This is a genomic window from Pseudarthrobacter sulfonivorans, assembly GCF_014712225.1.
GTDB lineage: Bacteria > Actinomycetota > Actinomycetes > Actinomycetales > Micrococcaceae > Arthrobacter > Arthrobacter sulfonivorans.
Genome location: NZ_JACXBW010000007.1, coordinates 77,073 through 101,153, shown reverse-complemented (window position 1 = coordinate 101,153; position 24,081 = coordinate 77,073). Strand labels below are relative to the sequence as shown.

The 24,081-nt window shown below is 63.6% G+C and carries 21 protein-coding genes; 6 read left to right on the top strand and 15 right to left on the bottom strand.

Features of this window, described 5'->3' with window-relative positions:
- Nucleotides 1-51 precede the first annotated feature (51 nt).
- Nucleotides 52-402: an ArsR/SmtB family transcription factor gene (locus IAQ70_RS10695; RefSeq protein WP_190989306.1), complete on the top strand. Its 351-nt coding sequence runs from the start codon at nucleotides 52-54 to the stop codon at nucleotides 400-402.
- A gap of 83 nt (nucleotides 403-485) precedes the next feature.
- On the opposite strand, the gene IAQ70_RS10690 is transcribed toward IAQ70_RS10695, so the two are convergent.
- Together IAQ70_RS10690 and IAQ70_RS10685 are read right to left on the bottom strand one after the other, a co-directional pair.
- Nucleotides 486-1,097, bottom strand: a complete 612-nt coding sequence (locus IAQ70_RS10690) for a hypothetical protein (protein WP_190989305.1) — start codon at nucleotides 1,095-1,097, stop codon at nucleotides 486-488.
- Between the two features lie 92 nt (nucleotides 1,098-1,189).
- On the bottom strand, nucleotides 1,190-1,801 hold the full coding sequence (locus IAQ70_RS10685; RefSeq protein ID WP_190989304.1) for a TetR/AcrR family transcriptional regulator: 612 nt from the start codon (nucleotides 1,799-1,801) through the stop codon (nucleotides 1,190-1,192).
- Nucleotides 1,802-1,866: 65 nt separating this feature from the next.
- On the opposite strand from IAQ70_RS10685, the gene galE reads away from it, so the two are divergent.
- Nucleotides 1,867-2,880, top strand: coding sequence for a UDP-glucose 4-epimerase GalE (gene galE / locus IAQ70_RS10680; RefSeq protein ID WP_190989303.1), 1,014 nt, complete (start codon nucleotides 1,867-1,869; stop codon nucleotides 2,878-2,880).
- 193 nt (nucleotides 2,881-3,073) lie between these two features.
- On the opposite strand, the gene IAQ70_RS10675 is transcribed toward galE, so the two are convergent.
- From IAQ70_RS10675 to fdxA, 3 genes are all read right to left on the bottom strand, one after another.
- Nucleotides 3,074-4,357 carry a citrate synthase gene (locus tag IAQ70_RS10675; RefSeq protein ID WP_190989302.1) on the bottom strand — a complete coding sequence of 428 codons (1,284 nt, stop codon included), beginning with the start codon at nucleotides 4,355-4,357 and terminating at the stop codon, nucleotides 3,074-3,076.
- Between the two features lie 230 nt (nucleotides 4,358-4,587).
- The gene (dapC, locus tag IAQ70_RS10670; RefSeq protein ID WP_190989301.1) at nucleotides 4,588-5,736 is read right to left on the bottom strand and encodes a succinyldiaminopimelate transaminase; all 1,149 of its coding nucleotides are present in this window, start codon (nucleotides 5,734-5,736) and stop codon (nucleotides 4,588-4,590) included.
- Nucleotides 5,737-5,749: 13 nt separating this feature from the next.
- Nucleotides 5,750-6,076 carry a ferredoxin gene (fdxA, locus tag IAQ70_RS10665; RefSeq protein ID WP_190989300.1) on the bottom strand — a complete coding sequence of 109 codons (327 nt, stop codon included), beginning with the start codon at nucleotides 6,074-6,076 and terminating at the stop codon, nucleotides 5,750-5,752.
- Nucleotides 6,077-6,211: 135 nt separating this feature from the next.
- On the opposite strand from fdxA, the gene IAQ70_RS10660 reads away from it, so the two are divergent.
- Nucleotides 6,212-6,457, top strand: a complete 246-nt coding sequence (locus IAQ70_RS10660) for a putative acetyltransferase (protein ID WP_317983629.1) — start codon at nucleotides 6,212-6,214, stop codon at nucleotides 6,455-6,457.
- A 108-nt stretch (nucleotides 6,458-6,565) separates the two neighbouring features.
- On the opposite strand, the gene typA is transcribed toward IAQ70_RS10660, so the two are convergent.
- Nucleotides 6,566-8,494: a translational GTPase TypA gene (gene typA, locus IAQ70_RS10655; RefSeq protein WP_190989299.1), complete on the bottom strand. Its 1,929-nt coding sequence runs from the start codon at nucleotides 8,492-8,494 to the stop codon at nucleotides 6,566-6,568.
- 538 nt (nucleotides 8,495-9,032) lie between these two features.
- Between typA and IAQ70_RS10650 the strand changes: the two genes are divergently transcribed.
- Nucleotides 9,033-9,599 (top strand): SGNH/GDSL hydrolase family protein, encoded by a 567-nt coding sequence (locus IAQ70_RS10650; RefSeq protein ID WP_317983628.1) that lies wholly within the window; start codon nucleotides 9,033-9,035, stop codon nucleotides 9,597-9,599.
- A 65-nt stretch (nucleotides 9,600-9,664) separates the two neighbouring features.
- Here IAQ70_RS10650 and IAQ70_RS10645 read toward each other — a convergent pair whose 3' ends face one another.
- The 5 genes from IAQ70_RS10645 to IAQ70_RS10625 form a co-directional block, all read right to left on the bottom strand.
- Nucleotides 9,665-11,371 carry an ABC transporter ATP-binding protein gene (locus IAQ70_RS10645; RefSeq protein ID WP_190989297.1) on the bottom strand — a complete coding sequence of 569 codons (1,707 nt, stop codon included), beginning with the start codon at nucleotides 11,369-11,371 and terminating at the stop codon, nucleotides 9,665-9,667.
- A gap of 11 nt (nucleotides 11,372-11,382) precedes the next feature.
- Nucleotides 11,383-12,327, bottom strand: coding sequence for an ABC transporter permease (locus tag IAQ70_RS10640; protein WP_190989296.1), 945 nt, complete (start codon nucleotides 12,325-12,327; stop codon nucleotides 11,383-11,385).
- Entirely contained in the window at nucleotides 12,317-13,246 is a 930-nt protein-coding gene (locus IAQ70_RS10635) for an ABC transporter permease (protein ID WP_190989295.1), read from the bottom strand. The genes IAQ70_RS10640 and IAQ70_RS10635 overlap by 11 nt, the downstream gene beginning before the upstream one ends.
- 126 nt (nucleotides 13,247-13,372) lie before the next feature.
- Nucleotides 13,373-15,058 carry a peptide ABC transporter substrate-binding protein gene (locus tag IAQ70_RS10630; RefSeq protein ID WP_190989294.1) on the bottom strand — a complete coding sequence of 562 codons (1,686 nt, stop codon included), beginning with the start codon at nucleotides 15,056-15,058 and terminating at the stop codon, nucleotides 13,373-13,375.
- A gap of 274 nt (nucleotides 15,059-15,332) precedes the next feature.
- Nucleotides 15,333-17,096 carry an ABC transporter family substrate-binding protein gene (locus IAQ70_RS10625; protein WP_190989293.1) on the bottom strand — a complete coding sequence of 588 codons (1,764 nt, stop codon included), beginning with the start codon at nucleotides 17,094-17,096 and terminating at the stop codon, nucleotides 15,333-15,335.
- 179 nt (nucleotides 17,097-17,275) lie between these two features.
- Here IAQ70_RS10625 and IAQ70_RS10620 point away from each other — a divergent pair, with 179 nt between their 5' ends.
- Nucleotides 17,276-18,319 carry an LLM class flavin-dependent oxidoreductase gene (locus IAQ70_RS10620; protein ID WP_190989292.1) on the top strand — a complete coding sequence of 348 codons (1,044 nt, stop codon included), beginning with the start codon at nucleotides 17,276-17,278 and terminating at the stop codon, nucleotides 18,317-18,319.
- A gap of 81 nt (nucleotides 18,320-18,400) precedes the next feature.
- Here the strand turns inward: IAQ70_RS10620 and IAQ70_RS10615 are convergent, their stop codons facing one another.
- Both IAQ70_RS10615 and ychF read right to left on the bottom strand, forming a co-directional pair.
- Nucleotides 18,401-19,147, bottom strand: coding sequence for a potassium channel family protein (locus tag IAQ70_RS10615; protein ID WP_190989291.1), 747 nt, complete (start codon nucleotides 19,145-19,147; stop codon nucleotides 18,401-18,403).
- Nucleotides 19,148-19,439: 292 nt separating this feature from the next.
- A complete protein-coding gene (gene ychF, locus IAQ70_RS10610; RefSeq protein ID WP_190989290.1) occupies nucleotides 19,440-20,525 on the bottom strand; it encodes a redox-regulated ATPase YchF in 1,086 nt (361 codons plus the stop codon).
- A 141-nt stretch (nucleotides 20,526-20,666) separates the two neighbouring features.
- Here ychF and IAQ70_RS10605 point away from each other — a divergent pair, with 141 nt between their 5' ends.
- Nucleotides 20,667-21,896, top strand: coding sequence for a DNA recombination protein RmuC (locus tag IAQ70_RS10605; RefSeq protein ID WP_190989289.1), 1,230 nt, complete (start codon nucleotides 20,667-20,669; stop codon nucleotides 21,894-21,896).
- A gap of 70 nt (nucleotides 21,897-21,966) precedes the next feature.
- On the opposite strand, the gene IAQ70_RS10600 is transcribed toward IAQ70_RS10605, so the two are convergent.
- Both IAQ70_RS10600 and IAQ70_RS10595 read right to left on the bottom strand, forming a co-directional pair.
- The gene (locus IAQ70_RS10600; protein ID WP_190989288.1) at nucleotides 21,967-23,043 is read right to left on the bottom strand and encodes a 4-hydroxy-3-methylbut-2-enyl diphosphate reductase; all 1,077 of its coding nucleotides are present in this window, start codon (nucleotides 23,041-23,043) and stop codon (nucleotides 21,967-21,969) included.
- 9 nt (nucleotides 23,044-23,052) lie between these two features.
- Entirely contained in the window at nucleotides 23,053-23,904 is an 852-nt protein-coding gene (locus IAQ70_RS10595) for a hypothetical protein (RefSeq protein WP_190989287.1), read from the bottom strand.
- Nucleotides 23,905-24,081: the final 177 nt, after the last annotated feature.

Here is a 24,081-nt window from a genome sequence, read left to right as displayed (position 1 = left end):
GAAGCGCAGATCATATATTGATGGTGGTCAATATTCGGGCATAATGGGTACATGAACCTGCTCCCTGTCCTTGAGTCCGCGACGGAAGACTCTTGCTGCGCCCCGGCAGGATCGCCTGCCCTGGGCGCCGAGGAAGCGAAGCAGAAAGCCCTGGTCTTCAAAGCCCTGGCAGATCCGAACCGGCTCCGCCTGCTCTCCATCGTCAAGGCCGAGGCTGCCGGGGAATCCTGTGTGTGCGATCTGACCGGGCCGCTGGACCTGGGCCAGCCCACCGTCTCCCATCACCTGAAGATTCTGGTTGAGGCCGGGCTGCTGCACCGCGAAAAGCGTGGCACGTGGGCCTACTACTCGCTGGTTCCCGGCGCCTTGGAAGAGACGGCCGGACTTCTGGCTACCCTGTAAGGACGCCGTACCGCCGGGCCATTTTCGGCAACCGCCGTTTCCACCGAGCCGTTTCCGGCCACACCTGTTGCCCGGGGACGTCCTCAGGCGAGGATTTCCACAACCGGCTGGACGTAGCTGCGGAAGAGTTCCGGCTGTGACATGAGATTGTGGCTCATGATGATCTTGTCCGGCTCCAAGTACCAGGCGCGCTGTTCGTTCAGCGGCAATTCGATGATGGTCAGCGTGAAGTCCCGCGCCTCCCTGCCCACCTCCATCAGCCGGTCATCCACCATGTCGCCCAGGAGCTGGTCCGAACCGCTGGCTACCCGCTCCGCCTCCAACCGGGCGTATTCGCTGCGGCGTTCCCGCGCCCACGTGAGGGCTGCCCCGAAATGCGCCTGCAGGAGACGCTGGAGCGCCGGGGAGTTGCCGAACGCGGCAAAGTCCGGCGGCGAGAGTTCCGGCGCAGTCTGCGGATGGGCCTTGAGAAGCTGCTCCCACCAGGCCTCCCACTCGGTTTTGAGCGCGCTCACACCGCCCACGTCGGCGGTGAGATGTCGATGGTCGGCATGGCGGACTTTCGGCGCGGCGTGCGAGACGGCCGGATGGCCCGCGCCGTCCAGGCCTGCCGCATCACGGACAAACAGCGCGATCATCAGGGGTCCGGACGTGTCCGTCGTGATCTGCCAACCGGAACCACCTGTTTCATGCATCCCAATTCCTCCTCTGGCCCGCCTTTACCGGCATCCCGCAAGCTCCGATTCCCCGGCTCCCAGTCTATTCCCGATGCCAGCGGACGGTAATGTCAGCCGGCAAGGCTCCTCACGTGCCGGTCAAGGACGTCATGGCACATCTGTGCAGTCATCCATGCAGGCTGGAGGAGAGCATGCATGCAGAGCCCGTCGAGGGTCGCCAGCAGCCTCTCCGCCTCGACTGTCAACGAGTGGTGCCCGTCGCCGTCGTCGCTCACCAGGGCAGTGATCACCTGCCCGACGACGGCGGCCACCTCCCGGTGGCTGCGGTCGCCTTCTGCGGCGAGGTAGGGCCGGAGCCTGGCGGCATTCTTGAAAGCCATCCAGACGCAGGCGTCCACTGCCCGCTCCTCGTCCAGCGGCAGGAATTCACCCAGCAGGGTTAATACCGCCTCATGGCGCCCGCCCGACCCCGGTTCACTGGCTGCGACCGCCGGCAGGGCTGCCGTGAGCCTCACCAGGATCCTGTCCACGACGGTGGCGAACGAAAACCGGAGCAGTTCGTTGCTGCCGGCGAAGTAGTGCCGGACGGAACCCACGGCCAGCCCTGCTTCGCCGGCCACCTCGCGCAGGGACACCCGCTCCAGGCCGTCCACGGCGATAATCCTGAACACCGCTTCGACAATTTCCGCGCGCCGGGCTTCGGCATCAACAATTTTGGGCATCCTCATTATTTAGCACACCCGTGCTGGAATCCGTCCCTCGGCAGAAATTGGGATAGCGTGGGGGCATGAAAATTCTGGTCACAGGTGGCACCGGGTACATCGGCTCGCACACTGTTTTGTCATTGCAGGAAGCCGGTCATGATGTGGTGGTGATCGACAACCTGGTGAACTCCAGCGAGGAATCGCTGCGGCGTGTGGCTGAGCTCAGCGGCAAGACCGCGGACTTCCACAACGTCGACCTGGTGGACGAGGCAGCGGTGGACAGCGTCTTCGCTGGCAACGGGATCGAGGCCGTCATCCACTTCGCCGGCCTGAAGGCCGTGGGCGAGTCCGTCCGCGAACCGCTCAAGTACTACTACAACAACCTCGTTGGCACCCTGAACCTGATCCGGGTCATGGACCGCCATGACGTCCGCTCCATCGTCTTCAGCTCCTCCGCCACCGTCTATGGTGAGCACAACCCCATCCCGTACGTGGAAAAGATGGAGATCGGCGCCAACAACCCTTACGGCCGGACCAAGGAGCAGATCGAGGACATCCTCGCCGACCTGGGTGCCGCGGACAGCCGCTGGCACATCGCCCTGCTGCGCTACTTCAACCCGGTGGGCGCCCACCCTTCCGGCCGCATCGGCGAGGATCCCCAGGGCATCCCCAACAACCTGGTGCCGTTCATCGCCCAGGTGGCTGTGGGCCGCCGCGAGAAGCTGATGGTCTTCGGCGGCGACTACGACACCCCTGACGGCACGTGCCTTCGGGATTACATCCATGTGGTGGACCTCGCCGAAGGCCACGTGGCTGCCCTCAACCACGTCGCCGACCGCGAAGGCGTGTTCCGCTGGAACCTTGGCTCAGGCAAGGGCTCCTCGGTACTCGAGGTCCTCCGGTCCTTCGAGAAGGCCGTGGGCCAGCCCATTCCGTACGAGATCACCGGGCGCCGGGCGGGTGACCTTCCGGCGTTCTGGGCAGACGCCACCTCGGCCCTGGCCGACCTCAGCTGGTCCACCACCAAAACAGTGGATGAGATGTGCGAGGACCACTGGCGCTGGCAGAAGAACAACCCGCAGGGCTACGACTCCTAGCATCGATTGCTCCGTAACGGCCCGTTGGGAGCTCCATAACGGCGCAGGGCCCACGCCGGCAGGGTTCCCTGGCCGAGCTTGCGAGGCGAGGGTGCCGGTGGGGATCAATCGATGAGAGAACGACGGCGGCCGGTTACCTTCGCGAAGAAGGTAACCGGCCGCCGTCGTAATCAGTTCAAAGAGCGTGGCGTGGTCAGCGGACCGGGTAGTCGCGCTCCGGCTCGCCGATGTACAGCTGGCGCGGGCGGCCGATCTTGGTGTTCGGGTCGCTGATCATTTCACGCCACTGGGCGATCCAGCCCGGCAGGCGGCCGATGGCGAACAGCACGGTGAACATCTTCTCCGGGAAGCCCATGGCCTTGTAGATCAGGCCTGTGTAGAAGTCCACGTTCGGGTAGAGCTTGCGCTGGATGAAGTAGTCATCACTCAGCGCCTTCTCTTCCAGGCGGAGGGCGATCTCCAGCAGTTCGTCGTTGCCGCCGAGCTTGGTGAGGATCTCGTGTGCCGTGTCCTTAACGATCCTGGCCCGCGGATCGTAGTTCTTGTAGACGCGGTGTCCGAAGCCCATGAGCCGGACGCCGTCTTCCTTGTTCTTGACCTTCTCCATGTAGTCCTCGGGCTTGGTGCCGTCGGCCTGGATCTGGCGGAGCATCTTCAGCACGGCCTCGTTGGCGCCGCCGTGGGCGGGACCGAACAGGGCATTGATACCGGCTGAAACCGATGCGAAGAGGTTGGCGTTGGAGGAGCCCACCAGGCGCACCGTGGACGTCGAACAGTTCTGCTCGTGGTCGGCGTGCAGGATGAGGAGGAGGTCCAGCGCCTTGGCGATGACCGGGTCCACTTCGTACTGTTCGGCCGGAAGGCCGAAACTCAGGCGGAGGAAGTTCTCCACGAGGTTGTGGGAGTTGTCCGGGTAGAGCATGGGCTGGCCGATGCTCTTCTTCAGGGCGTAGGCGGCGATGACTGGCATCTTGGCCAGCAGCCGGTAGGTGGAGACCTCAACCTGCTCGGCATTGAACGGATCCAACGAGTCCTGGTAGAACGTGGACAGCGCCGAAACAGCCGAAGAGAGCACGGGCATCGGGTGGGCGTCGCGCGGGAATCCGCTGAAGAAGCCCTTGAGCTCTTCGTGCAGCAGCGTGTGGTGACGGATGCGCTGGTCGAAGGCTTCCAGTTCCGTGGGAGTCGGCAGGTTGCCGTAGATCAGGAGGTACGAAACCTCGAGGAAGCTGGAGTGCTGCGCCAGCTGCTCGATGGGGTACCCGCGGTAACGCAGGATGCCCGCATCGCCGTCGATGTAGGTGATGGCGGACGTGGTTGCTGCGGTGTTCATGAAGCCGGGGTCAAAGGTGACTGCGCCCGTCTGCTTGAGCAGCTTGGAAACGTCGTAGCCTTCGTTTCCTTCAACAACCTGGATGCGCGGGAGCTTGAGCTCGCCTCCTGCATGGTGCAGGGTTGCGCTGTTGGTCTCAGTCATGGAGTCCCCTTCATGAGGCGCCTTGGGCCTCTGTCGAAAGCTTGATCCAACATCCGGTGAGCCGTGCACTGTTCCTGTTCCTCCAGGATTCCAACACCCGGGCTGCCTTCTTGTAGAAAGCCACCATTGATAGTCGCTTAAAAAGTACCGCTCGATGGGCTGGTGTCACTAATCGGTGCCCTTCGAAGTCCCCCCAGAACGCCACGTTTGTGGTACGAGTCACATGATTGTTACGGCGCGGTGGTCAACCGGGCCACTGCCGCGTCGATCCGTTCGTCGGTGCCAGTCAGTGCGACACGCACGTAGCCGTTGCCGGTTTCGCCGTAAAAGACGCCCGGACCCACCACGATGCCCCGGTCTGCCAGCCGGGCCACGGTGTCCCAGGTGCCCTCCCCGGCAGTGCACCAGAGGTAAAGCCCGGCATCCGAATCCTTGATTTCCAGCCCAAACCGCTGCAGCGCCGGCACCAGGCGTTCACGCCGGCCGCGGTAGAGGTCTTTCTGGGCCAGGACATGGGTGTCGTCGCCCAGCGCAACCCGCATGGCTTCCTGGACGGGGTACGGCACGATCATTCCTGCATGCTTGCGGCTGTTGACAAGGTTGGCCATGATGGCCGGGTCGCCTGCCACGAACGCTGCCCGGTACCCCGCCACATTGGACTGCTTGCTGAGCGAATAGACCGCCAGGAGACCCTCATGGGAGCCGCCGGCAACGCGGGGATCCAGGACGCTGGGAACCTGCTCGCCGCCGCGCTGGGCGTCCCAGGAGCCCCAGCCGAGCTCCGCGTAGCATTCGTCCGAGGCCACCACGGCGCCGAGTTCGCGCGCCTGCGCCACCAGTGCTTTCAGTGACTCGACGTCCCGCACGCTCCCGGTGGGATTCCCCGGCGAGTTGACCCAGATGAGACGCACCCTGGCGCGGGTGGCGTCCTCGAGGTCGTCCAGGCGGTCCGTCGCCACCGAAGTGACTCCGGCCAGAGTGGCACCGATGTCATAGGTGGGGTAAGCCACCTTGGGGCGGACGACGACGTCCCCCGGCTTCAGCCCGAGCAGAAGAGGCAGCCACGCCACCAGCTCCTTGGATCCAACGGTGGGCATGACGTTTTTCGGGTCGAGTTCCGCAACACCGCGGCGGCGGTCGAACCACGCCGCGATCGCTTCGCGCAGCCCGGCCGTGCCGTGCACCGTGGGGTACCCAGGGGCGTCAGCAGCGGCTTTGAGGGCCTCCTGGATCAGTGCCGGCGTGGGGTCCACGGGGGTGCCGATGGAGAGGTTGACCGCCCCGCCAGGATGTTCGGATGCCTTGTCCAGGTACGGAGCCATGGCCTCCCACGGGTAATCGGGCAGGCTCAGGCCAAAAGTGTTCACCGCTGAGGTCACCGGGGCGTCCGGCTCAGGCGTCTTGGTTCTGCGGCGGCAGGGCAGCAATCATCGGGTGGTCCTTGCCCGTGTTGCCGATCTTGGCGGCACCGCCGGGTGAGCCCAGGTCGTCGAAGAATTCGACGTTGGCCTTGTAGTAGTCGGCCCATTCCTCCGGAGTGTCATCCTCGTAGTAGATGGCCTCGACCGGGCAAACAGGCTCGCAGGCACCACAGTCGACGCACTCATCGGGATGGATGTACAGCGAACGCTCACCCTCGTAGATGCAGTCGACCGGGCACTCCTCAATACATGCCTTGTCCTTGACATCTACACACGGCTGCGCGATTACGTACGTCACGTCCCTTGCCTCTCCACGTTGTTTCCGACCACCGCCGGTACTTGAATCCGGCGCAATGATCCGGACTGTTGACTTCCGAGCCTATTATCTCCCAGCCCTTTCCCGCGAACCTAGCCGGCCACCTAGTATGAACTGGTGAGTCCCACCCAGCCTACGCCCCAAGAATTTCTGGCCGCTGCCACGCCCGGCACCAGGGTTGTGGTCCGCTACCGAATCGATGGCGGCCTGACCGACGCGCTGGGCCACCTGGTCGCCGCGGACGACGGCGACTGCACCGTCCGGACGCGGCAGGCCGACGTCGTGATCCCCCTGGACCTCGTGGTCGCCGCAAAGGAAGTCCCGCCGGCGCCCGCGCGGCGCGCTGGCCGCGTCCGCGGCTGAACCACGGGACTTCCACCGCAAAGGGAACCGGTCTTAAACAGAAACTGCCGGTACGACGGCGGGAGTCCCGCCTGCCGTACCGGCAGCTTCAGTGACGTGCTAGTTCGATTAGGACTTGGCGCGGGCGCGGGTGGCCTTGGCGCGCTCGCTGGCGTCCAGGATGAGCTTGCGGATGCGGATGGACTCGGGCGTCACTTCGACACACTCGTCTTCGCGGGCGAACTCAAGAGACTCTTCGAGGGTCAAAACCTTCGGCGGCGTCATGTTCTCGAAGGTGTCCGAGGAAGCTGCACGCATGTTGGTGAGCTGCTTCTCACGAGTGATGTTTACGTCCATGTCATCAGCGCGGGAGTTCTCGCCAACGATCATGCCCTCGTAAACCTCAGAGGTGGGCTGAACGAAGAAGCTCATACGTTCCTGGAGCTTGATTATCGCGAACGGGGTGACAACACCTGAGCGGTCAGCCACGATCGAACCGTTGGTGCGGTACTCGATGGGGCCGGCCCACGGCTCGTAGCCCTCGGCCAGCGAGGAAGCGATACCGGCACCGCGGGTGTCGGTCAAAAAGCGCGTGCGGAAACCGATCAGGCCACGGGCCGGAACGATGAACTCCATGCGGCACCAGCCGGTACCGTGGTTGGCCATGTTGACCATGCGGCCCTTGCGGGCGGCCATCAGCTGCGTGACGGCGCCGAGGTACTCTTCCGGCACGTCGATGGTCATGTGTTCCATCGGCTCGTGGAGCTTGCCGTCGATGGTCTTGGTGACAACCTGCGGCTTGCCCACGGTCAGCTCGAAGCCTTCACGGCGCATCTGCTCAACCAAGATGGACAGAGCCAATTCGCCACGGCCCTGAACTTCCCAAGCGTCGGGACGCTCGGTGGGGAGAACGTTCAAAGAAACGTTACCGATCAGTTCCTTGTCAAGACGATCCTTGACCTGGCGTGCGGTGACCTTGTGGCCCTTGACCTTACCGGCGATCGGGGATGTGTTGATACCGATGGTCATGGAGATTGCCGGCGGGTCAACCGTGATCAGCGGCAACGGCTGCGGGTTGTCGACGTCGGTGAGGGTCTCACCAATGGTGATTTCCTCGATGCCGGCGACAGCAACGATTTCGCCCGGTCCCGCAGAATCGGCTGGAACGCGGTCCAGTGCCTTGGTGGCTAGCAGTTCGGTGATCTTGACGTTCTTGAGCTCGCCGTTGGCGCGGGCCCAGGCGACGGTCTGCCCCTTGCGCAGGGTGCCGTTGTAGATGCGCAGCAGTGCAAGACGGCCCAGGAACGGCGAGGCGTCCAGGTTGGTGACGTGTGCCTGGAGTACGCCGTTCGGGTTGTACGTCGGCGCCGGGATGTGCTCGATGATGGTCTTGAACAGCGGCTCAAGGTCCTCATTGTCCGGCGCGGAGCCGTCTGCCGGCTGCACCAGGGAGGCACGGCCTACCTTAGCGGCTGCGTAGACAACCGGAACTTCAAGGATCTTGTCCAGGTCCAGGTCCGGAACTTCGTCGGCGAGGTCCGAGGCGAGGCCCAGGAGGAGGTCCATGGACTCGTGGACAACTTCCTCGATGCGCGAGTCGGGGCGGTCCGTTTTGTTGACGAGGAGGATGACCGGCAGGTGCGCAGCCAGGGCCTTACGCAGCACAAAGCGGGTCTGGGGCAGCGGGCCCTCGGAGGCGTCAACGAGGAGGACAACACCGTCAACCATGGACAGGCCGCGCTCCACCTCGCCACCGAAGTCGGCGTGGCCGGGGGTGTCGATCACGTTGATGGTGATGGTTTCACCATTGGAGGACGGTCCGTTGTAGGCCACCGTGGTGTTCTTGGCCAGAATGGTGATGCCCTTTTCGCGCTCCAGGTCACCGGAGTCCATCACGCGGTCTTCGAGGTGGTTGTGTTCGGCAAAGGAGTTGGTCTGCTTGAGCATGGCGTCGACCAGGGTGGTCTTGCCGTGGTCAACGTGGGCCACGATCGCGACGTTGCGCAGGTCACTGCGCGATGCAGTGGCTACCGCAGTGTTGGTGGTGGTTTCAGACATGCGTTATTGCTCGATTCAGTGGGTCAGCTGTAGAGTATCGCCGCATTTCCAACCGGAGTCCACGACGGATTGGCCCATTAACACAGGGCGCCTTCCATTATTCTAAACGCTGCGGCCTAAGGCGCCTAAAAATCGACCAAGGTCCGTCGACCGGCGGGCTCGGCAGATACTTCCCCTGCGCTGCTGGACCGTGGGTAAAGTCACTGGATTTTCGTGACTTGATGCTCCATTATTACTGTGATACTTCAAGCCCGGAGAACCACTGATGCGAAAAGCCTCGGCTCTGTACCGCTTAGTCGCATCGGGAATCGCTGCCGGCGTCCTCCTCTGCAGCTGCGGGCAGCCAACTGCACCCCCTGCTTCGTCCGCCACACAGGCGCCCGCGGCCGCCGCGGGTGCGCCCGCTGTGGCCGGACCGGGAGCCGCGGGTGGTGCTGCCGGGGGCTACATTCCCCGCGGGGCTGATCCGGAAAGCCTCCCTCCCGGTTCGGTTGTCCGTAATCCTAAAAGCGGCCGCGACGAAGTGGTGGTCCCGGACATGAGGCACACCGCCCTCCTCATCGGCGACTCACAGTCCGAACCCGCCGACGGCTGGCCGCGCCTTGGCTTGGCCGCCGTTGGCTACAAGGTACATTTCTGCGGTCTGGGCGGAACTGGCTTTGTGGCGGCCAACGGAAAAACAGGCAACTACATCGATGCCCTGGAGCGGGGCGACTGGAAGCTCCCCTCCGGCGACCCTGCCCTGATCGTCATCCAAGGGGGCGGCAACGATGCGGCCCAGGGCGCTACGGACGCGCAGATCGTGGCCAACGCCGACCGTCTGATCGGCGCCCTCAAGGACCGCTACCCGGGCACCCGGGTCGCGATGATCGGAACGCTGGCCCGCGGAACAAATTATGGGGGCGGACGCAGGGCGCAGGTGGATGCACTGCTGGGGACCCTGGCAGCCAGGCACGGCATACCGTTTGTTGGCGTGGGTGATTGGCTGACCAAGTACAGCCTCGCGAAGAACCTGGCGGACGCCGTCCATATGAACGCCGCCGGCCGCAAGACATTGGGCGGGCTGCTCGGCGACAACCTGCGCAAGCTCAATCTTCAGTTGTAAACGGTAAAAGCAGGAGCCGGCGCCCTTCCGGGCACCGGCTCCTGCTTTCCCTGACGGTCCTGCCGTTAGGCCACTTCCGGCGGAAGCATGAGCTTCGCCCCGGGAATGGCGTTGAGCAGCGCCTTGGTGTAATCCTGCTGGGGCGATTCGAAGACGTCGTCCGTGGAGCCGGTCTCGACCAGCTTGCCCTTCTCCATCACGCACACATGGTCGGCGATCTGCCGGACCACTGCAAGGTCATGGGTAATGAAGAGGTAGGTCAGTCCCAGGTTGGCCTGCAGGTCGGCCAGCAAATTCAGGACCTGGGCCTGGACCAGCACGTCCAAGGCGGATACGGCCTCATCGCAAATGATGACTTCCGGGTCCAGGGCCAGGGCCCGGGCAATGGCAATACGCTGACGCTGCCCGCCCGAAAGTTCATTCGGGTACCGCTGCATGGTGGACTGCGGCAGAGCCACCTGGTCCAGGAGTTCGCGAACCTTCTTTTCGCGGCTTGCAGCGTCACCGATTTTGTGGACCCGCAGCGGCTCCTCGATGGTCCGGAAGATGTTGTACATCGGGTCCAGCGAACCGTACGGGTCCTGGAAGATCGGCTGCACCCGGCGGCGGAACTTGAAGAGTTCCTTGGGCTTGAGCAGCGACGTGTCCACGCCGTCGAAAAGAATCCTGCCTTCGGAAGGCTTTTCGAGTTGCAGGACCATTCTGGCAACAGTGGACTTGCCCGAGCCGGACTCCCCCACAATCGCGGTGGTGGTCCCCCGCTTGACGTCAAAGCTGACGCCGTCGACGGCCGCAAAGTCCGTTGATTTCCCCAAGCCGCTACGCAGCTTGTAGACCCTGCGCAGGTCCTGGATCTGCAGGACGTTGTCCGCGACAGCGGCCTCGGCGGCGGGCGCCAGCAGGTCCGACGCTTCCACGCCCTGCTCCTTGGCGACCTGAATGCGCCGGCTTGCCAGTGACGGGGCGGACTCAACCAGGCGCCTGGTGTAGGGGTGCTGCGGGTTCCGGAGCAACTCCAGTGAGGGGCCGGCTTCCACAACCTGCCCCCGGTACATCACCACCACCTTGTCCGCCCGCTCGGCGGCCAGACCCAGATCGTGGGTGATGAGCAGGACGGCCGTACCGAGCTCATTGGTCATGGTTTCCAGGTGATCCAGGATCTGCCGCTGGACCGTGACGTCCAGGGCCGACGTCGGCTCATCCGCTATGAGCAGCCGCGGCTGGCAGGACAGGCCGATGGCGATCAGCGCACGTTGCCGCATGCCGCCGGAGAACTCGTGCGGGTACTGGTTGGCGCGACGGTGGGCGTCCGGGAGGCCTGCCTGGGATAGGACCTTGGCGATGTCCTCCGTGCCGCTGGGCCGCCCGTTGGCCCTCAAGGTCTCCTTGACCTGGTAGCCGATCTTCCAGACCGGGTTCAGGTTGGACATGGGGTCCTGCGGGACCATGCCAATGGTATTGCCGCGCAGTTCGATCATCCGCTTTTCGGAGGCATGGGCGATGTCCTCCCCATCGAGGAGGATCTGTCCGCCGGACACCGCACCGTTGGCGGGCAGGAGCCCGATGGCGGCGAGCGCGGTGGTGGATTTGCCGGAGCCTGATTCGCCCACAATTGCCACGGTTTCACCGGGCATGATGGTCAGGTGCGCATTGCGGACCGCCTGGACATCACCGCTGCCGGTCTTGAACGTAATGGCCAGATCGCGGATTTCGAGCAGGGGCCTCACGCCTGTGCGGCCCGCCTCCTCGATGTTGATTTCTGGAGTAATCATCTCTTTGTCTCTCATCGCTGACGGCTCTTCGGATCAAGCGCGTCCCGGACAGCATCACCGAGCATGATGAAGCTCAGCACGGTGATGGACAGCGCCGCTGCCGGATAGAGCATGATCTGTGGATGGGTGCGGATGGATGCCTGGGCACCTGCTATGTCATTGCCCCAGGACATGATGCCCTGCGGCAGGCCAATGCCCAGGAAGGAAAGGGTGGCTTCCGCCACGATGAAGACGCCCAGTTCCAAGGTGGCCAGGACAATGATCGGTGCCAGCGCGTTCGGCAGGACGTGACGGACCAAGGCGCCGAACTTCGAAACGCCCAACGAGCGGGCCGCGGTCACGAAGTCTGCATTGCGAACCTCGATCACGGCTCCGCGGGTGATGCGCGCCATTTGAGGCCACGCCAGCAGGGAGATGACAAACACCACCGTCCAGACGCTCCGGTTTTCCCTGAACAGCGGAAGCTGGGTGATGACCAGGGCACCGAGGATCAGGGGCAGCGCGAAGAAGATGTCACCCAGGCGGGCGAGCACTGCGTCAACCCAGCCACCGTAGTAGCCGGCGATGGCTCCGACGGTTACACCGATAACAAGGACACACAGCACGGAAAGCACGCCCACGGAGAGGGAGGCCTGCGTGCCGTGGATAACGCGGGAGTAGATGTCGCAGCCCTGGAACGTGAAGCCGAACGGGTGGCCCGCGGTGGGACCGCCTTCCGAGTTGGCCAGTTCGCACCCGTCATTCGGTGCAACGGACGAAAAGAGGCCGGGGAAGAGCGCAACGACCACCAGTGCCACGATCAGGAGCGAGGAAATGATGAACAGCGGCCGACGGCGGAGCTTCCGCCATGCGTCCGACCAGAGGCTCAGGGGTGCCTGATCAGTCTTGACGGCGTCCGTTGCAAGCAGCGGCGTCTCGTCGATGGGCGCCACGAAGTGGCTGTTATTACTGGTCATAACGGATCCTCGGGTCTAGCCAGGCATACAGGAGATCAACGAGCAGGTTCGCCACCACAAAGACCAGCACCAGGACGCTGACGATGGAGACGATGGTTGGCCCTTCGCTGCGCAGGACCGCTTGATAGAGCTTGTTGCCTACACCGGGAACGTTGAAGATGCCCTCCGTCACGATGGCACCGCCCATCAGCCCGCCGAGGTTGGCACCGAGGTAAGTCACCACCGGTATCAGGGAATTGCGCAGGATATGTGCAAGCACAACCCGCGGCCGGGACAGGCCCTTTGCGGTGGCGGTCCGGACGTAGTCGGCGTTCATGTTTTCGCTGACCGAGGCGCGGGTCAGGCGGAGCACATAGGCAAATGACACCAGGCCCAGGACCACGGCGGGAAGCAGCAGGCTGCCCCAGTCCGCGTTGGCTCCGACCGTGGGCTTCGCCCAACCGAGTTGGACACCAAAAACCAGCTGGAAGACGAAACCCAGCACGAAAGTGGGGACAGCGATGACCACCAGGGAGGCCACCAGGACGGTGGAGTCAAACCAGCCGCCGCGGCGGAGGCCGGCGAAGACGCCGAAGGCGACGCCGAAGATGGCCTGGATGGCCAGTGCTTCAACCGCGAGCATGGCCGTCACCGGGAAGACCCGGGCCAGGCTTGCTGCGATGGGCTGACCGGTGAAGTCGTTACCCAGGTTGAAGGTGAAGAGGTTCTGCAGGAACAGCCCGTACTGTACCCAGAACGGCTGGTCGAGGTGGTACTGGCTGCGGAGGGTGTCGATGACAGCCTGCGGGGGCTGGCGGTCACCGAAGAGCGCGGCAATGGGGTCACCGGGAAGGGCGAAGACCATGTAATAGACCAAAAGCGTGGTGCCGATGAAGACGGGGATCACTTGGAGGAGTCGTCGCAGAATGAAGCGGACCACCGGATCACCAGCCTTCGGGGAACGAAGAGGGGGGTTTCATGTGTGCCTTCCTGCCGTACAGGACAATGGGGGCCCGGCTGATGCCGGACCCCCAATCTGCCTGACGGCAAGTTTAGATCCTGGAGACTACTTGGCGGTGATGTTGTAGTAGAGAATGCCGCCATTCCAGCCGGTCTCGGCCTTCGTAACGTTGTTGCTCCACACGATCGGCCGTGCCTGGTCCCAGAGGGGCAGGCCCGGAAGGTCCTGGAACAGGACTTCCTGTGCCTGGTTGAACTTTGCGTTCGCCTCTTCGGTGGTCTTGGCGGCGAGGCCCTCCTTGAGCAGCTTGTCGAACTCGGGGTTCGAGTACTTCTCGTAGTTGGAGGATGCGCCCGTGGCCCAGACAGGTCCGAGGAAGTTGTACAGCGACGGGTAGTCGCCCTGCCAGCCGGAGCGGGTCAGGCCGGGGAGCTGCTGGGACTTGCGCAGGTTCAGGACTTCGGCGAACTTGGCGAACGGCTGGATTTCAGCCTGGATGCCGAGGTTGTTCTTGAAGCCATTCGCTACGGCGTCGATCCATTCCTTGTTGCCGCCGTCGGTGTTGGAGGCAATCTGGAGCGGCTTCGAGGCGTCGTACGGCTGGATCTTGTCGGCCTGAGTCCACAGGTCCTTGGCCTTGGCTGCGTCAAACTTCAGTACTTCGCTGCCCTTGAGGTCGGCTTTGAAACCATCGATGACCGGGGGCGCGAACGCCTTGGCCGCGGTCCGGGTTCCATTGAAGACCACCTTGGCGATTTCCTCGCGGTTGATGGCGTAGGACAGGGCCTGCCGGCGCAGCTTGCCGGCTTCACCCTGGAAGTTCGGGTTGTAACCCGGGATGTTCAGCGTGGAGTCGGTGGCTACGGGCTTGGTGGAGTTCCGGTCCGGGAAGTCCGTGGTGTAGGTCTTCAGCGCGTTGGACGGAAGGACATCGGTGACGTCGAGGTTGTCGGACTGCAGGTCCGTGTAAGCGGGGCCCGGATCGGTGTAGAACTTGAAGGTCACCCCGCCGTTCTTGGACCCGCGGGGGCCTTCGTAGTCAGCGTTCTTCACGAGCGAGATGGACTGGTCGTGGACCCACGCACCAGCTTTTTCGAGCTTGTACGGGCCGTTGCCCACCGGGTTCTCACCGTACGTCTTCGGGTCGGCCAGCGCTGCCGAGGGCAGCGGGTAGAAGGCCGCGTAGCCCAGACGCAGCGACCAGTCAGCTTCAGGCTGGGCCAGCTTGACCGTGATGGTGGAGTCATCGGTGGCCGTCAGACCGGACATGGTCTCAGCCGTCGGGGCCGGCGTGGTGGTGGTCTTGCCGTCCGCCGCCTTCTCGGTGGTTACGGCCGAGACATCCTCATAGCCTGCGATGGACTCAAAGAAGAAGCCGTTGTTCTGCAGGTTCTTGGAGTTCGCTGCAAAGTTCCAGGAATCCACGAAGGTCTTGGCCGTGATGGCTTCACCGTTCGTGAACTTGTGGCCCTGCTTGACCTTGATGGTCCAGTTCTGGGCGTCACTCGACTCAATGGAATCCGCCAGGGCGTTGACAGGCTTGCCGTCGGCATCGTAGCTGCGGAGCCCTTCGAAGAGCAGTTCGACAACGCGGCCGCCGTAAACTTCGCTCGTGTTGGCCGGCAGCAGCGGGTTCTGGGGTTCGTTGCTGTAAGCGGTGATGACCTTGTTGGGATCACCGGCAGATTGGCTGGCACCGTCATTGCTGCCGCCTCCAGCACCGCAGCCGGTCAGGGCCAGGGCGGCGATCGCCACCATGCCGAGTGCTTTGGAAGTGCGCGTGAAACGCATTCCGCCTCCTATGAGTTGTGGGAGATGTTCGGGGAATCTTTTGCTCCCCGGCAGGCTCGCCGCAGAATTACACTGTGACGCAGCCCATGTACGAGTAGCCTAACCGCACAAAGTCCAAATACTGGTACACCGTTGCCAAACCGTAATCAGTTAACCGCCGATAACTAGCCTGTACCCGAAAGTTGCGCAAGTCACATGCTACTCGTTGGTAGCTCTGAGGGCGAAATCGGCTTTGACGGCCTTCCCGTGGCGTTCGGCAAGCCGATTCCCGGGCCTATTTCAGGCGCCACTCCCACACGTTCCACCACACGCCCAGCGGGCCGGAGCTGGGTGCAATACCGGTCACACGGTTGCTGTACGCGACTGTTCCGGTGGTTTGGTAGAGCGGCAGGCCGTAGGCGTTCTGCCACACCCGCTTGTCGACGTTGGCCAACAGCTCGTCCTGTTTTCCCAAGTCCGTGGTGCTGGCCAGTTCCTCCATGGTTTTGTCGGCTTCCGCGTCGGAGAACCCGGTGAAGTTGCTGCCGCCGCCGGTCTTGAAGATCTGGGGGACGCGGCTGACGCCCACCCCGGGACCGATCCAGCCCAGGATGGCAGCGTCGTAGGTACCGGAGCTGAGCGCTGCTACCCAGTCAGAACTGCCGAGGCCTCCGTCTTCAACGGTGAAGCCGGCGGCCCGGGCCGACTCCCGGATGAGGGAAAAGGCCCGTGCGCGGTTGGGATTGTCTTTGTTGTACAGGATCCGGATTGTCGGGGCAGCACCGCGGAGTTGCGAGGTTGCGCCTTGGATATCCACCTTTGAATACTCAGCGGATCCGTTGTTCTTGACGGTCTCCGCGTACTTGGGATGGGACGGGAGGAAAACGTGCGAGTCCAGCGGTTTCGCGTCGTCCACGAGGCCGCCCACTACGTCCTTGACGATCTCCTGCCGCGGAACGGTCTTCAGGAACGCCTCGCGAACATCCTTCTGGGCGAACGGGCCGGAGAACTTCAAGTCAAGATGGTCGTAGCCTGACTGGTTGTAGTGCTCCACAGTGTTTCCCTGCGCAGCCAGCCCATCGAAAAGGCCTTCGGTACCGGCGGAGGGCTGCGGGGCAATGACGTCTGCCTGCCCCGTGCGGAGGGCCGCGGCGGCGGCACCGGCAGCCCCGGTGAAGCGAACGGTGATCTCATCCAGATAGGGCTCGGCACCCCAGACGTAATCCTTGTTCCGGACAAGGGTGATGGAGGCGTCCGGAACCATGGACCGGACAATGTAGGGGCCGCTGGAGAGATACACCGCAGGGTCCGGCGGCAGGGTCTTGGTGTCGAAGCCGGTGTTCCAAAAATCGCTCACGCGCTTCAGCGGGGCATTTATGGCGGGGCGGTCTGCGTCACCGCGGGGCGAGTCCCTGAGCAACTCGATGAGGTCGCCTTCGTCGTTGAGGCCGCTTTTGGCGGCGACAACGTGGGCCGGAAGGCCGACGTCGAACGCCACTTCCCAGTCCGCATACGGGGAAAGGTACTCGAGGGTTATCGAACGGCCGTCACTCCCAAGCTCCGGCAGCGCGGTGGCCGCCAGGCCGGTGCGGTCGGAAGCTGCAGAAAAATAGGTGGTGCCGGTTCCTGCCTTGGCGTCAGCGTCGTTGAAATAGCCTGAACCCGCCGCCCACGCCAGGAGCAGGTCCCCGGCGTCTATTGCGTCGCCGTCGGACCATTTCACACCCTCGTTGACGGTGTATTTCACCTTCAACGGCCTGTCGGACACCTTTTCATAGCGGCCGAACTTCTCGTTGCGGACCACCTTTTCGGTGTTGTCCACATAGTAGAAACCGGAATGGGTGATGTGGCCGATCTTGGTGTTGATATCCGTGTTGCCTGCGGCACTGAACGGGTTGAAGGAGGTAAAGGCGTTCGCCTCGGCCGCACTGACGCTGCCGCCGCGTTTTGTCTCGCCCACCACCACTGGCGCGGCTCCCCCGGAGCCGGAGCATCCTGAAAGGACCAGTGCCGCAGCCACGGCCCCGGTAATGACCTGAATCAGACGCCTCAGCGGCATGCCGTCTCCTTTGCCAGTTCCGGAATCAGACGTTGAAGCGGAACATACTTTTCTACCCACACGCCGTTGAGTCTCTTGGTTTTCATTGAATTCTAACGGTTCGAAGAGTGGGCCCAGGAGCAAGGTCCGCTCCCGCATATCATGAGGATCAGCCGTCAACCGATCCATGAAGGAAGCCCGTGCCCCAGTCGTCAGAACCGCTACGCAAACTTGGATTCCTCACCATTGGCCTGTTCGATCCGGCCGATCCGGCTGTGGGGCACGAATCGACGTTGCAGGTCATCGAACTGGGTGAGCAGCTTGGATTCGACAGCGCCTGGCTGCGCCACCGCCATCTGCAGTTTGGAATCTCCTCCCCCATTGCGATCATGGCCGCGGCCAGCCAGCGCACCTCCCGCATCGAGCTGGGAACCGCCGTGACCCCGATGGGCTGGGAAAACCCCTTGCGCCTAGCCGAGGACCTGGCCACCGTGGATCTGCTCGCCGGCGGACGGATCAATGCTGGCCTGAGCGTGGGCGAACCGATGCACTATGACACCGTGAAGCACGAGTTGTACCCGGATACCGCCGAGCTGGAGGACTTCAGCTACGGACGCGTGGATCGGCTTGCGCGTTTGATTGCAGGGGAACCGGTCCGGGAATTTTCCGGCAAGCAGGGTGTCGTCGAGGAATTCTCCAACCGGGTCGAGCCGCACTCTGCCGGGCTGCGTGACCGGCTTTGGTATGGGGCGGCAAGCAGGAAATCGGCCGTCTGGGCCGGGGCAAACGGATTTAACCTGCTCTCCAGCAGTGTGATTTTTCCCGAAGCGAATGAGGAACCGGTGTTTGCCGAAATCCAAAAATCGCAGATCCGTGCCTACCGTGAAGCCGCCGCGGCATCAGCCCAATCGCAGGGACCGGCCCGGGTCTCGCAGGGCCTGGTGGTAATCCCGACCGATTCGGCTTCAGCGGCACAGCGGGAAAAGTACCAGCGGTACGTCGACGAACGCACGCCCCGGACCCGGGCGCCGCAGGGGCCCCGAGGGATGCTGTTCGCCCCCGATCTTATTGGCACCAGCGATGAGATTGCCGAACAGCTGCATGCCCACGCGGGTTTCCAGGAAGTCGACGAGGTGGCGTTCGCGCTCCCCTTCAGCTTCGACCATGAGGACTACGTCCAGATCCTCACCGACATCGCCACCAAAGTGGGTCCGGCACTGGGATGGACTCCCGGCAAGGGTTGAGTAGTACCCGCAGGAGTACGTGCGGACAAGGGACCACGGAAGCCGTTCCGACCGATTAGTCCCGGCCAGCGGGAAGGCGCATTATTCGCGGCTCTCAGCCGCTCCATCCACGGCGCGGGAACTAAGGAGCGCCGTTAGACGGTCAACTTGTGCCGTTAGGCGGGCCAGCTCAGCTCGCACAGGCGCGTCAGCAGCTTCAACCTCCGCCGCCGTCTCGGAGCTGACCTGCTCGACGAGCCACGAGGCAACCGAAGCAGTGACCACGCCCAGAACAGCGATGCCGCCGATCATCAGACCCGCTGCGACGAAGCGACCGAGCGTCGTGACCGGGTATCGGTCCCCGTATCCGACGGTGGTTATCGTCGTCAGCGCCCACCAGATGGCATCCCCGAGGTTTGTAATGTTGGAGCCGTCAGCGTCCTTTTCCGCGTCGAGGAGTGCGAGCGCGCCCGCATACGTTAAGAGCACGGCGGAGCCGAGGACATACGCGACAATGCGCCCGCGCAGGGCGTTGCCAGCGGCACCGTGCAGTACCCGTAGAAGCGTCACAAGCCGAAGCAGGCGTAGCGGACGCAGGACCGGCAGGGCGAGGATCACTAGTTCGTGGAGATTTCGGACGAACCACTTGCCCCTCTGCGGAGCAAGTGTCAGGTTGGCAAGGTAGTCCACAGCGAACAGCGCCCACGTTACCCAGACAACGGCCTCGATTGCCCCGGCGTTACGGTCGGAAATGTTGCCGATAACCTGGATGGAGTAAGCAACGACAAACAAAAGGGCTGCGACGACAAGCGGCCACTCGGAATAACGTCGCCAGAGGTGTTGGGTCATAGGTTGCATCGTAAAGCACCGGCGGACACGCCCAAGGGCCGCAGAATCGGAGGGAGCTTCGACCGTTCACTAATATGCATTCTCTGGCTTGCCGCATTACCCTTGCCTGCCATGTTAGGCATCCCCACAGCAACGGCGGGGAAGGCCTGGTGATAGGAGGTGGGGCGTAGCAGAAGTCCTCCCGCTGCCACCAGCAGCACCACCAGACGCTGAGCCTTCGCACTAATAATCAGGTCTTACAACACGAAAGCCGCGCCCCGGCGGTGCCAGGACGCGGTTTTCGCAGATGGAACTAGACGTTGAAGCGGAACTCCACCACGTCGCCGTCGGCCATCACGTACTCTTTGCCTTCGATGCGGACCTTGCCGCGTGACTTGGCTTCAGCCATGGAGCCGGCCTCGATGAGGTCGTTGAAGGAGACCACTTCTGCCTTGATGAAACCGCGCTGGAAATCGGAGTGGATCACGCCGGCGGCCTGCGGGGCCGTGTCGCCCTGGTGGATGGTCCAGGCCCGGGTTTCCTTGGGACCGGCCGTCAGGTAGGTCTGCAGGCCGAGGGTGTGGAAGCCGACGCGGGCCAGCTGGTCGAGGCCGGACTCGTCCTGGCCGTTCATCTCCAGCATTTCGCGGGCTTCTTCCTCATCCAGTTCCACGAGGTCGGACTCGAGCTTGGCGTCGAGGAAGATGGCGTCCGCCGGCGCTACCAAAGCCCGCAGCTCCTCCTGCTTCTCCGGATTGCCCAGGATGCCTTCATCCGCATTGAAGACGTAGATGAAGGGTTTGGCAGTCAGGAGGCTAAGCTCCTTGAGGTGCTCCATTTCCAGCTTGTCGCGGGTGATCGAGGAGAAGATGGTGTCCCCGCGTTCCAGGACCGTCTGGGCCGCCTTGATGGCCGCAAGCTCGGCCGCGTCCCGCTTCTTGATCTTGACTTCTTTTTCGATCCGGGGAATGGCGTTTTCGATGGTCTGAAGGTCGGCCAGGATCAGCTCGGTGTTGATGGTCTCCATGTCCGAGCGGGGATCCACCTTGCCGTCGACGTGGATGACATCGGGGTCATCGAACACGCGGACCACCTGGGCGATGGCCTCGGCTTCGCGGATGTTGGCGAGGAACTTGTTGCCCAGGCCCTCGCCCTCGGACGCGCCCTTGACGATGCCGGCGATGTCCACAAAGGACACCGGCGCGGGCAGCAGGCGCTGCGAGCCGAAGATCTCCGCGAGCTGCTGGAGCCGGGGATCCGGCAGGTTAACGACGCCCACATTCGGTTCGATGGTGGCGAACGGATAGTTCGCCGCCAGCACCTGGTTGCGGGTCAGTGCGTTGAAAAGGGTTGATTTGCCGACGTTGGGCAGTCCGACGATGCCAATAGTAAGAGCCACGAGCATTGATTCTACCGGTTGCGGCACGCGCTGGCCCCAGCGGCTCCGACGGCGACGCGGACAGGTCCCGGCGGCTGCCGGAACGCCGGGTGGAATATGTCGCTTCCGTAAAATGTCGGAGGGCCATGCCACAGTGAGGCTATGGATGCTTTAGCCCTGATTCTTGCCCTGTTGATGCTGCTGCTCGGCGCCCTCGCCGGCGCCGCCGCCACTTACCTTTTCCTGCGCCGGCGCACGCACGCGTTGGAGGAGGATTTCGACGCCGTCTCGGCGCGCCTTTCCGAGGTCAACGCCCAGTTCGCAGCGGCCGACGCCGAGCGGCGCCTTCTCAGCATGCAGAACCGGGAGCTCGGAGAGTCGCGCAGTCAGGACGGCAACGTCCTCCGCGCGCTGGCTCCGGTGGCGGAAAAGCTCACTGCCGTGCAGCAGCAGGTGGCACTGCTTGAGCGTGACCGTCTGGAGCAGTACGGCCAGCTCGCGCAGCAGCTTCAGGAGGCCCGGCTGTCCGATGCCCAGCTGATCCGGTCCACACACGCCCTCGAATCCGCCCTCCGATCCAACAGCGCCCGCGGCCAGTGGGGCGAGGTGCAGCTGCGCCGGGTGGTGGAAGCGTCGGGAATGTTGAAGCACGTGGACTTCCTGGAACAGGTCCACAGCGCCGGCGGTGACTCGACAATCAGGCCGGACCTGGTGGTGCAGCTTCCCGGCCAGAAGCAGCTCGTGGTGGATGCGAAGGTGCCGCTGTCCTCGTATCTTGAAGCCCAGGAACTGGGCTCCGGATCAGGTCCGGAGCAAGCCACCGGCAACGGTCTCGGCGCAAAGGGCCACGCATCCCAGCAGGCGCTGCTCGCGGCCCACGCAAAAGCCCTGCGCGCACACGTGGACGCGCTCAGCAGCAAAAAATACTGGGACATCCCCGGCAACTCCCCCGAGCTGGTGATCTGCTTCCTGCCGGCGGAATCAATTCTGGCGGCGGCACTCATGGCGGACGCGACGCTCCTGGACCATGCGTTGTCCCGGAATGTGGTCCTCGCTTCACCGAGCACGCTGTTGGCCGTGCTGAAATCGGTGGCCTTCACGTGGCGCCAGGATGTGCTGACCGACAATGCGCGCGAACTGTTCGACCTCGCCCGCCAGCTGTACGAGCGCATGGGAACCCTGGGCGAGAACGTGGGGAAGCTCGGGTCGTCCCTGAAATCTTCGGTAGACCGTTACAACTCGCTGATCGGCACCCTCGAGGCACGGATCCTGCCGACCGCCCGGAAACTCAATGCGATGGACGAGTCAGGACTGCTGACCCCGGCAGCGCTGGAGGTCACGCCCCGTTCGTTGGCCGCCCCCGAGCTTCAGCAGGATGACAAGGCAGCCTGATGGCGGATGCCGGTGGCTGAGCTTGTCGAGGTCGGACTCACGGTTTCGGCATGCTCAGCCATCGGAAATGTCAGTTGCGGGACCGGCGCCCGCCGAGGGCGCGGCTGACGTCGCCGGCTTCCTTCAGGGTGGCCCGGAGTTCCTTGGGCAGGGAGAAGAGCAGGTCCTCTTCCGCCGTGACGACTTCCTCCACCGAGCCGTAGCCGTAGTCGGCCAGCAGACGCAGGACGTCCGTGACCAGGACTTCGGGAACGGACGCACCGGAAGTGACGCCCACTGTCGCGACCCCTTCAAACCAGGCCTCGTCCACCTCATTGGCGAAGTCCACACGGTAGGAAGCCTTGGCACCGTACTCCAGGGCAACCTCAACCAGCCGGACCGAGTTCGAGGAATTGGCTGATCCCACCACGATGACCAGGTCGGCCTGCGGCGAGATCTTCTTGATGGCCACCTGGCGGTTGGTGGTGGCGTAGCAGATGTCATCGCTGGGCGGATCCTGCAGGGTGGGAAACCGATCCTTGAGCAGCCGGACGGTCTCCATCGTTTCGTCGACGCTCAGTGTGGTCTGGGAAAGCCAGATGACCTTTTCGGGATCCCGGACAGTGACCTTGTCCACTTCGTGCGGGCCGTTGATGATCTGGATGTGTTCCGGGGCTTCGCCAGCGGTTCCTTCAACTTCCTCGTGACCGTCGTGGCCGATCAGGAGGATATCGAAGTCGTCCTTGGCGAATCTGACGGCTTCCTTGTGGACTTTCGTCACCAAAGGGCAGGTGGCGTCGATGGTGCGCAGGCCGCGGTCCTCGGCGGACTGGACGACGGCGGGCGACACACCGTGGGCGGAGAAGATCACCAGGGCGCCTTCGGGCACCTCGTCTGTTTCGTCCACAAAGATGGCGCCCTGCGCCTCGAGCGAGCTCACCACGTGGACGTTGTGCACAATCTGCTTGCGGACATACACGGGCGGACCATAGTGCTCCAAGGCCTTTTCCACCGCAATGACGGCCCGATCCACACCGGCGCAATAGCCGCGGGGAGCTGCGAGCAGGACCTTCTTGGGGCCCGTCACCGGCGCTGCGGCAGATACTTCCTCAGGCGAGCGCCGCCTTCGCGGGACAGTTGGCATCGAAAGGGAAACTGAGGAGGTCATGCCTCCATGCTACCGGCTGGGGCGTCTCCGCCCGGGCGACGCGACCCTGGTCACAAGGCCGGCAACGAGGAGCACACCGCCCGCAATGAGGGTTCCCGTGACCCATGCTCCAAAGCTCGTGGAAGCCGCCGCCACAAACTCGTTCTTGAACATGTCCGCAACCTCGTTTCCGCTGGCTGTCCGCAGCACCGTGTCGCGTGCCATATTGGAGCCCAGGGTCCACAGGCCGGCCAGCACCAGCGCCCCGAAGCCCACGCAGAACAGCACCGACCACTTCCGGCGGGCGGCCACTAAGGCCAAAGCAAACGCGATTCCGGCCCCGATGGCCAGCGGATAACCCAGCGGAGCGTAGGCGGTCAGGCCCGCGATCATCTGGCGCTGGTCCGAATGCCCGACGTTGATCAACGTTTGCTCCGGCGCGTCCAGCGGCAGCCCGGTCGCCCGCGAGATCTCCCCCGTCGCCAGCGCCACCAGGGGTGCGACGTCCAAGGTGAGGGACGACGACGAATCCGCCTCGGGAGGCAGTGAGGCGGGGTCTGCAAAGCTGAGCCGGTGGCTCTTGCGCAGAGTTTCCTCCCAGGCCGCAGGGTAGCCGGGCAGCCCTGTCAGGGATCCTGCCGCCGCTTCCAGCACGGGTCTGACCAGACCGGCCAGCGCGGCCGGTACGGCGCCGGAGTCGATGGTGCCCACAGTGGCGGCCGCGAGCCGTTTCTGGAACCCGGCGTCCTGGCCGAGCGGTGCAGCCAGCGCCACGAAGCCGTCCTCCTGCACGATGTTGCGGTCAGCCCAGATCGCCGGAATTGCCACGGCGGACAGCAGGAGGCCCAGAACAGCAGCAACGGCTGAGACAAAGGTGCGCAAAAACAGGTCCTCACTGGTTGGCGGCGGCAAAGCCATCATAGGACTGGTTCCTGGACGGTGGATGTCAGTCCCGGGTGGTAGAGCTTATGGATAAGGTTGAATGACAGCCGCCAACAACCTTATCCATAAGCTGCACCTGCACCTGCCGAACAAAGGACCGCCATGCCTCCAGCTACA

Coding starts and splice junctions, on each gene's coding strand:
- IAQ70_RS10615 (WP_190989291.1), bottom strand. CDS start 19,147: ATGACCCAACACCTCTGGCGACGTTATTCCGAGTGGCCGCTTGTCGTC.
- IAQ70_RS10675 (WP_190989302.1), bottom strand. CDS start 4,357: ATGACTGAGACCAACAGCGCAACCCTGCACCATGCAGGAGGCGAGCTC.
- IAQ70_RS10605 (WP_190989289.1), top strand. CDS start 20,667: ATGGATGCTTTAGCCCTGATTCTTGCCCTGTTGATGCTGCTGCTCGGC.
- IAQ70_RS10690 (WP_190989305.1), bottom strand. CDS start 1,097: ATGCATGAAACAGGTGGTTCCGGTTGGCAGATCACGACGGACACGTCC.
- IAQ70_RS10640 (WP_190989296.1), bottom strand. CDS start 12,327: ATGACCAGTAATAACAGCCACTTCGTGGCGCCCATCGACGAGACGCCG.
- IAQ70_RS10685 (WP_190989304.1), bottom strand. CDS start 1,801: ATGCCCAAAATTGTTGATGCCGAAGCCCGGCGCGCGGAAATTGTCGAA.
- typA (WP_190989299.1), bottom strand. CDS start 8,494: ATGTCTGAAACCACCACCAACACTGCGGTAGCCACTGCATCGCGCAGT.
- IAQ70_RS10650 (WP_317983628.1), top strand. CDS start 9,033: ATGAGGCACACCGCCCTCCTCATCGGCGACTCACAGTCCGAACCCGCC.
- IAQ70_RS10630 (WP_190989294.1), bottom strand. CDS start 15,058: ATGCGTTTCACGCGCACTTCCAAAGCACTCGGCATGGTGGCGATCGCC.
- IAQ70_RS10625 (WP_190989293.1), bottom strand. CDS start 17,096: ATGCCGCTGAGGCGTCTGATTCAGGTCATTACCGGGGCCGTGGCTGCG.
- IAQ70_RS10645 (WP_190989297.1), bottom strand. CDS start 11,371: ATGATTACTCCAGAAATCAACATCGAGGAGGCGGGCCGCACAGGCGTG.
- IAQ70_RS10695 (WP_190989306.1), top strand. CDS start 52: ATGAACCTGCTCCCTGTCCTTGAGTCCGCGACGGAAGACTCTTGCTGC.
- galE (WP_190989303.1), top strand. CDS start 1,867: ATGAAAATTCTGGTCACAGGTGGCACCGGGTACATCGGCTCGCACACT.
- IAQ70_RS10600 (WP_190989288.1), bottom strand. CDS start 23,043: ATGACCTCCTCAGTTTCCCTTTCGATGCCAACTGTCCCGCGAAGGCGG.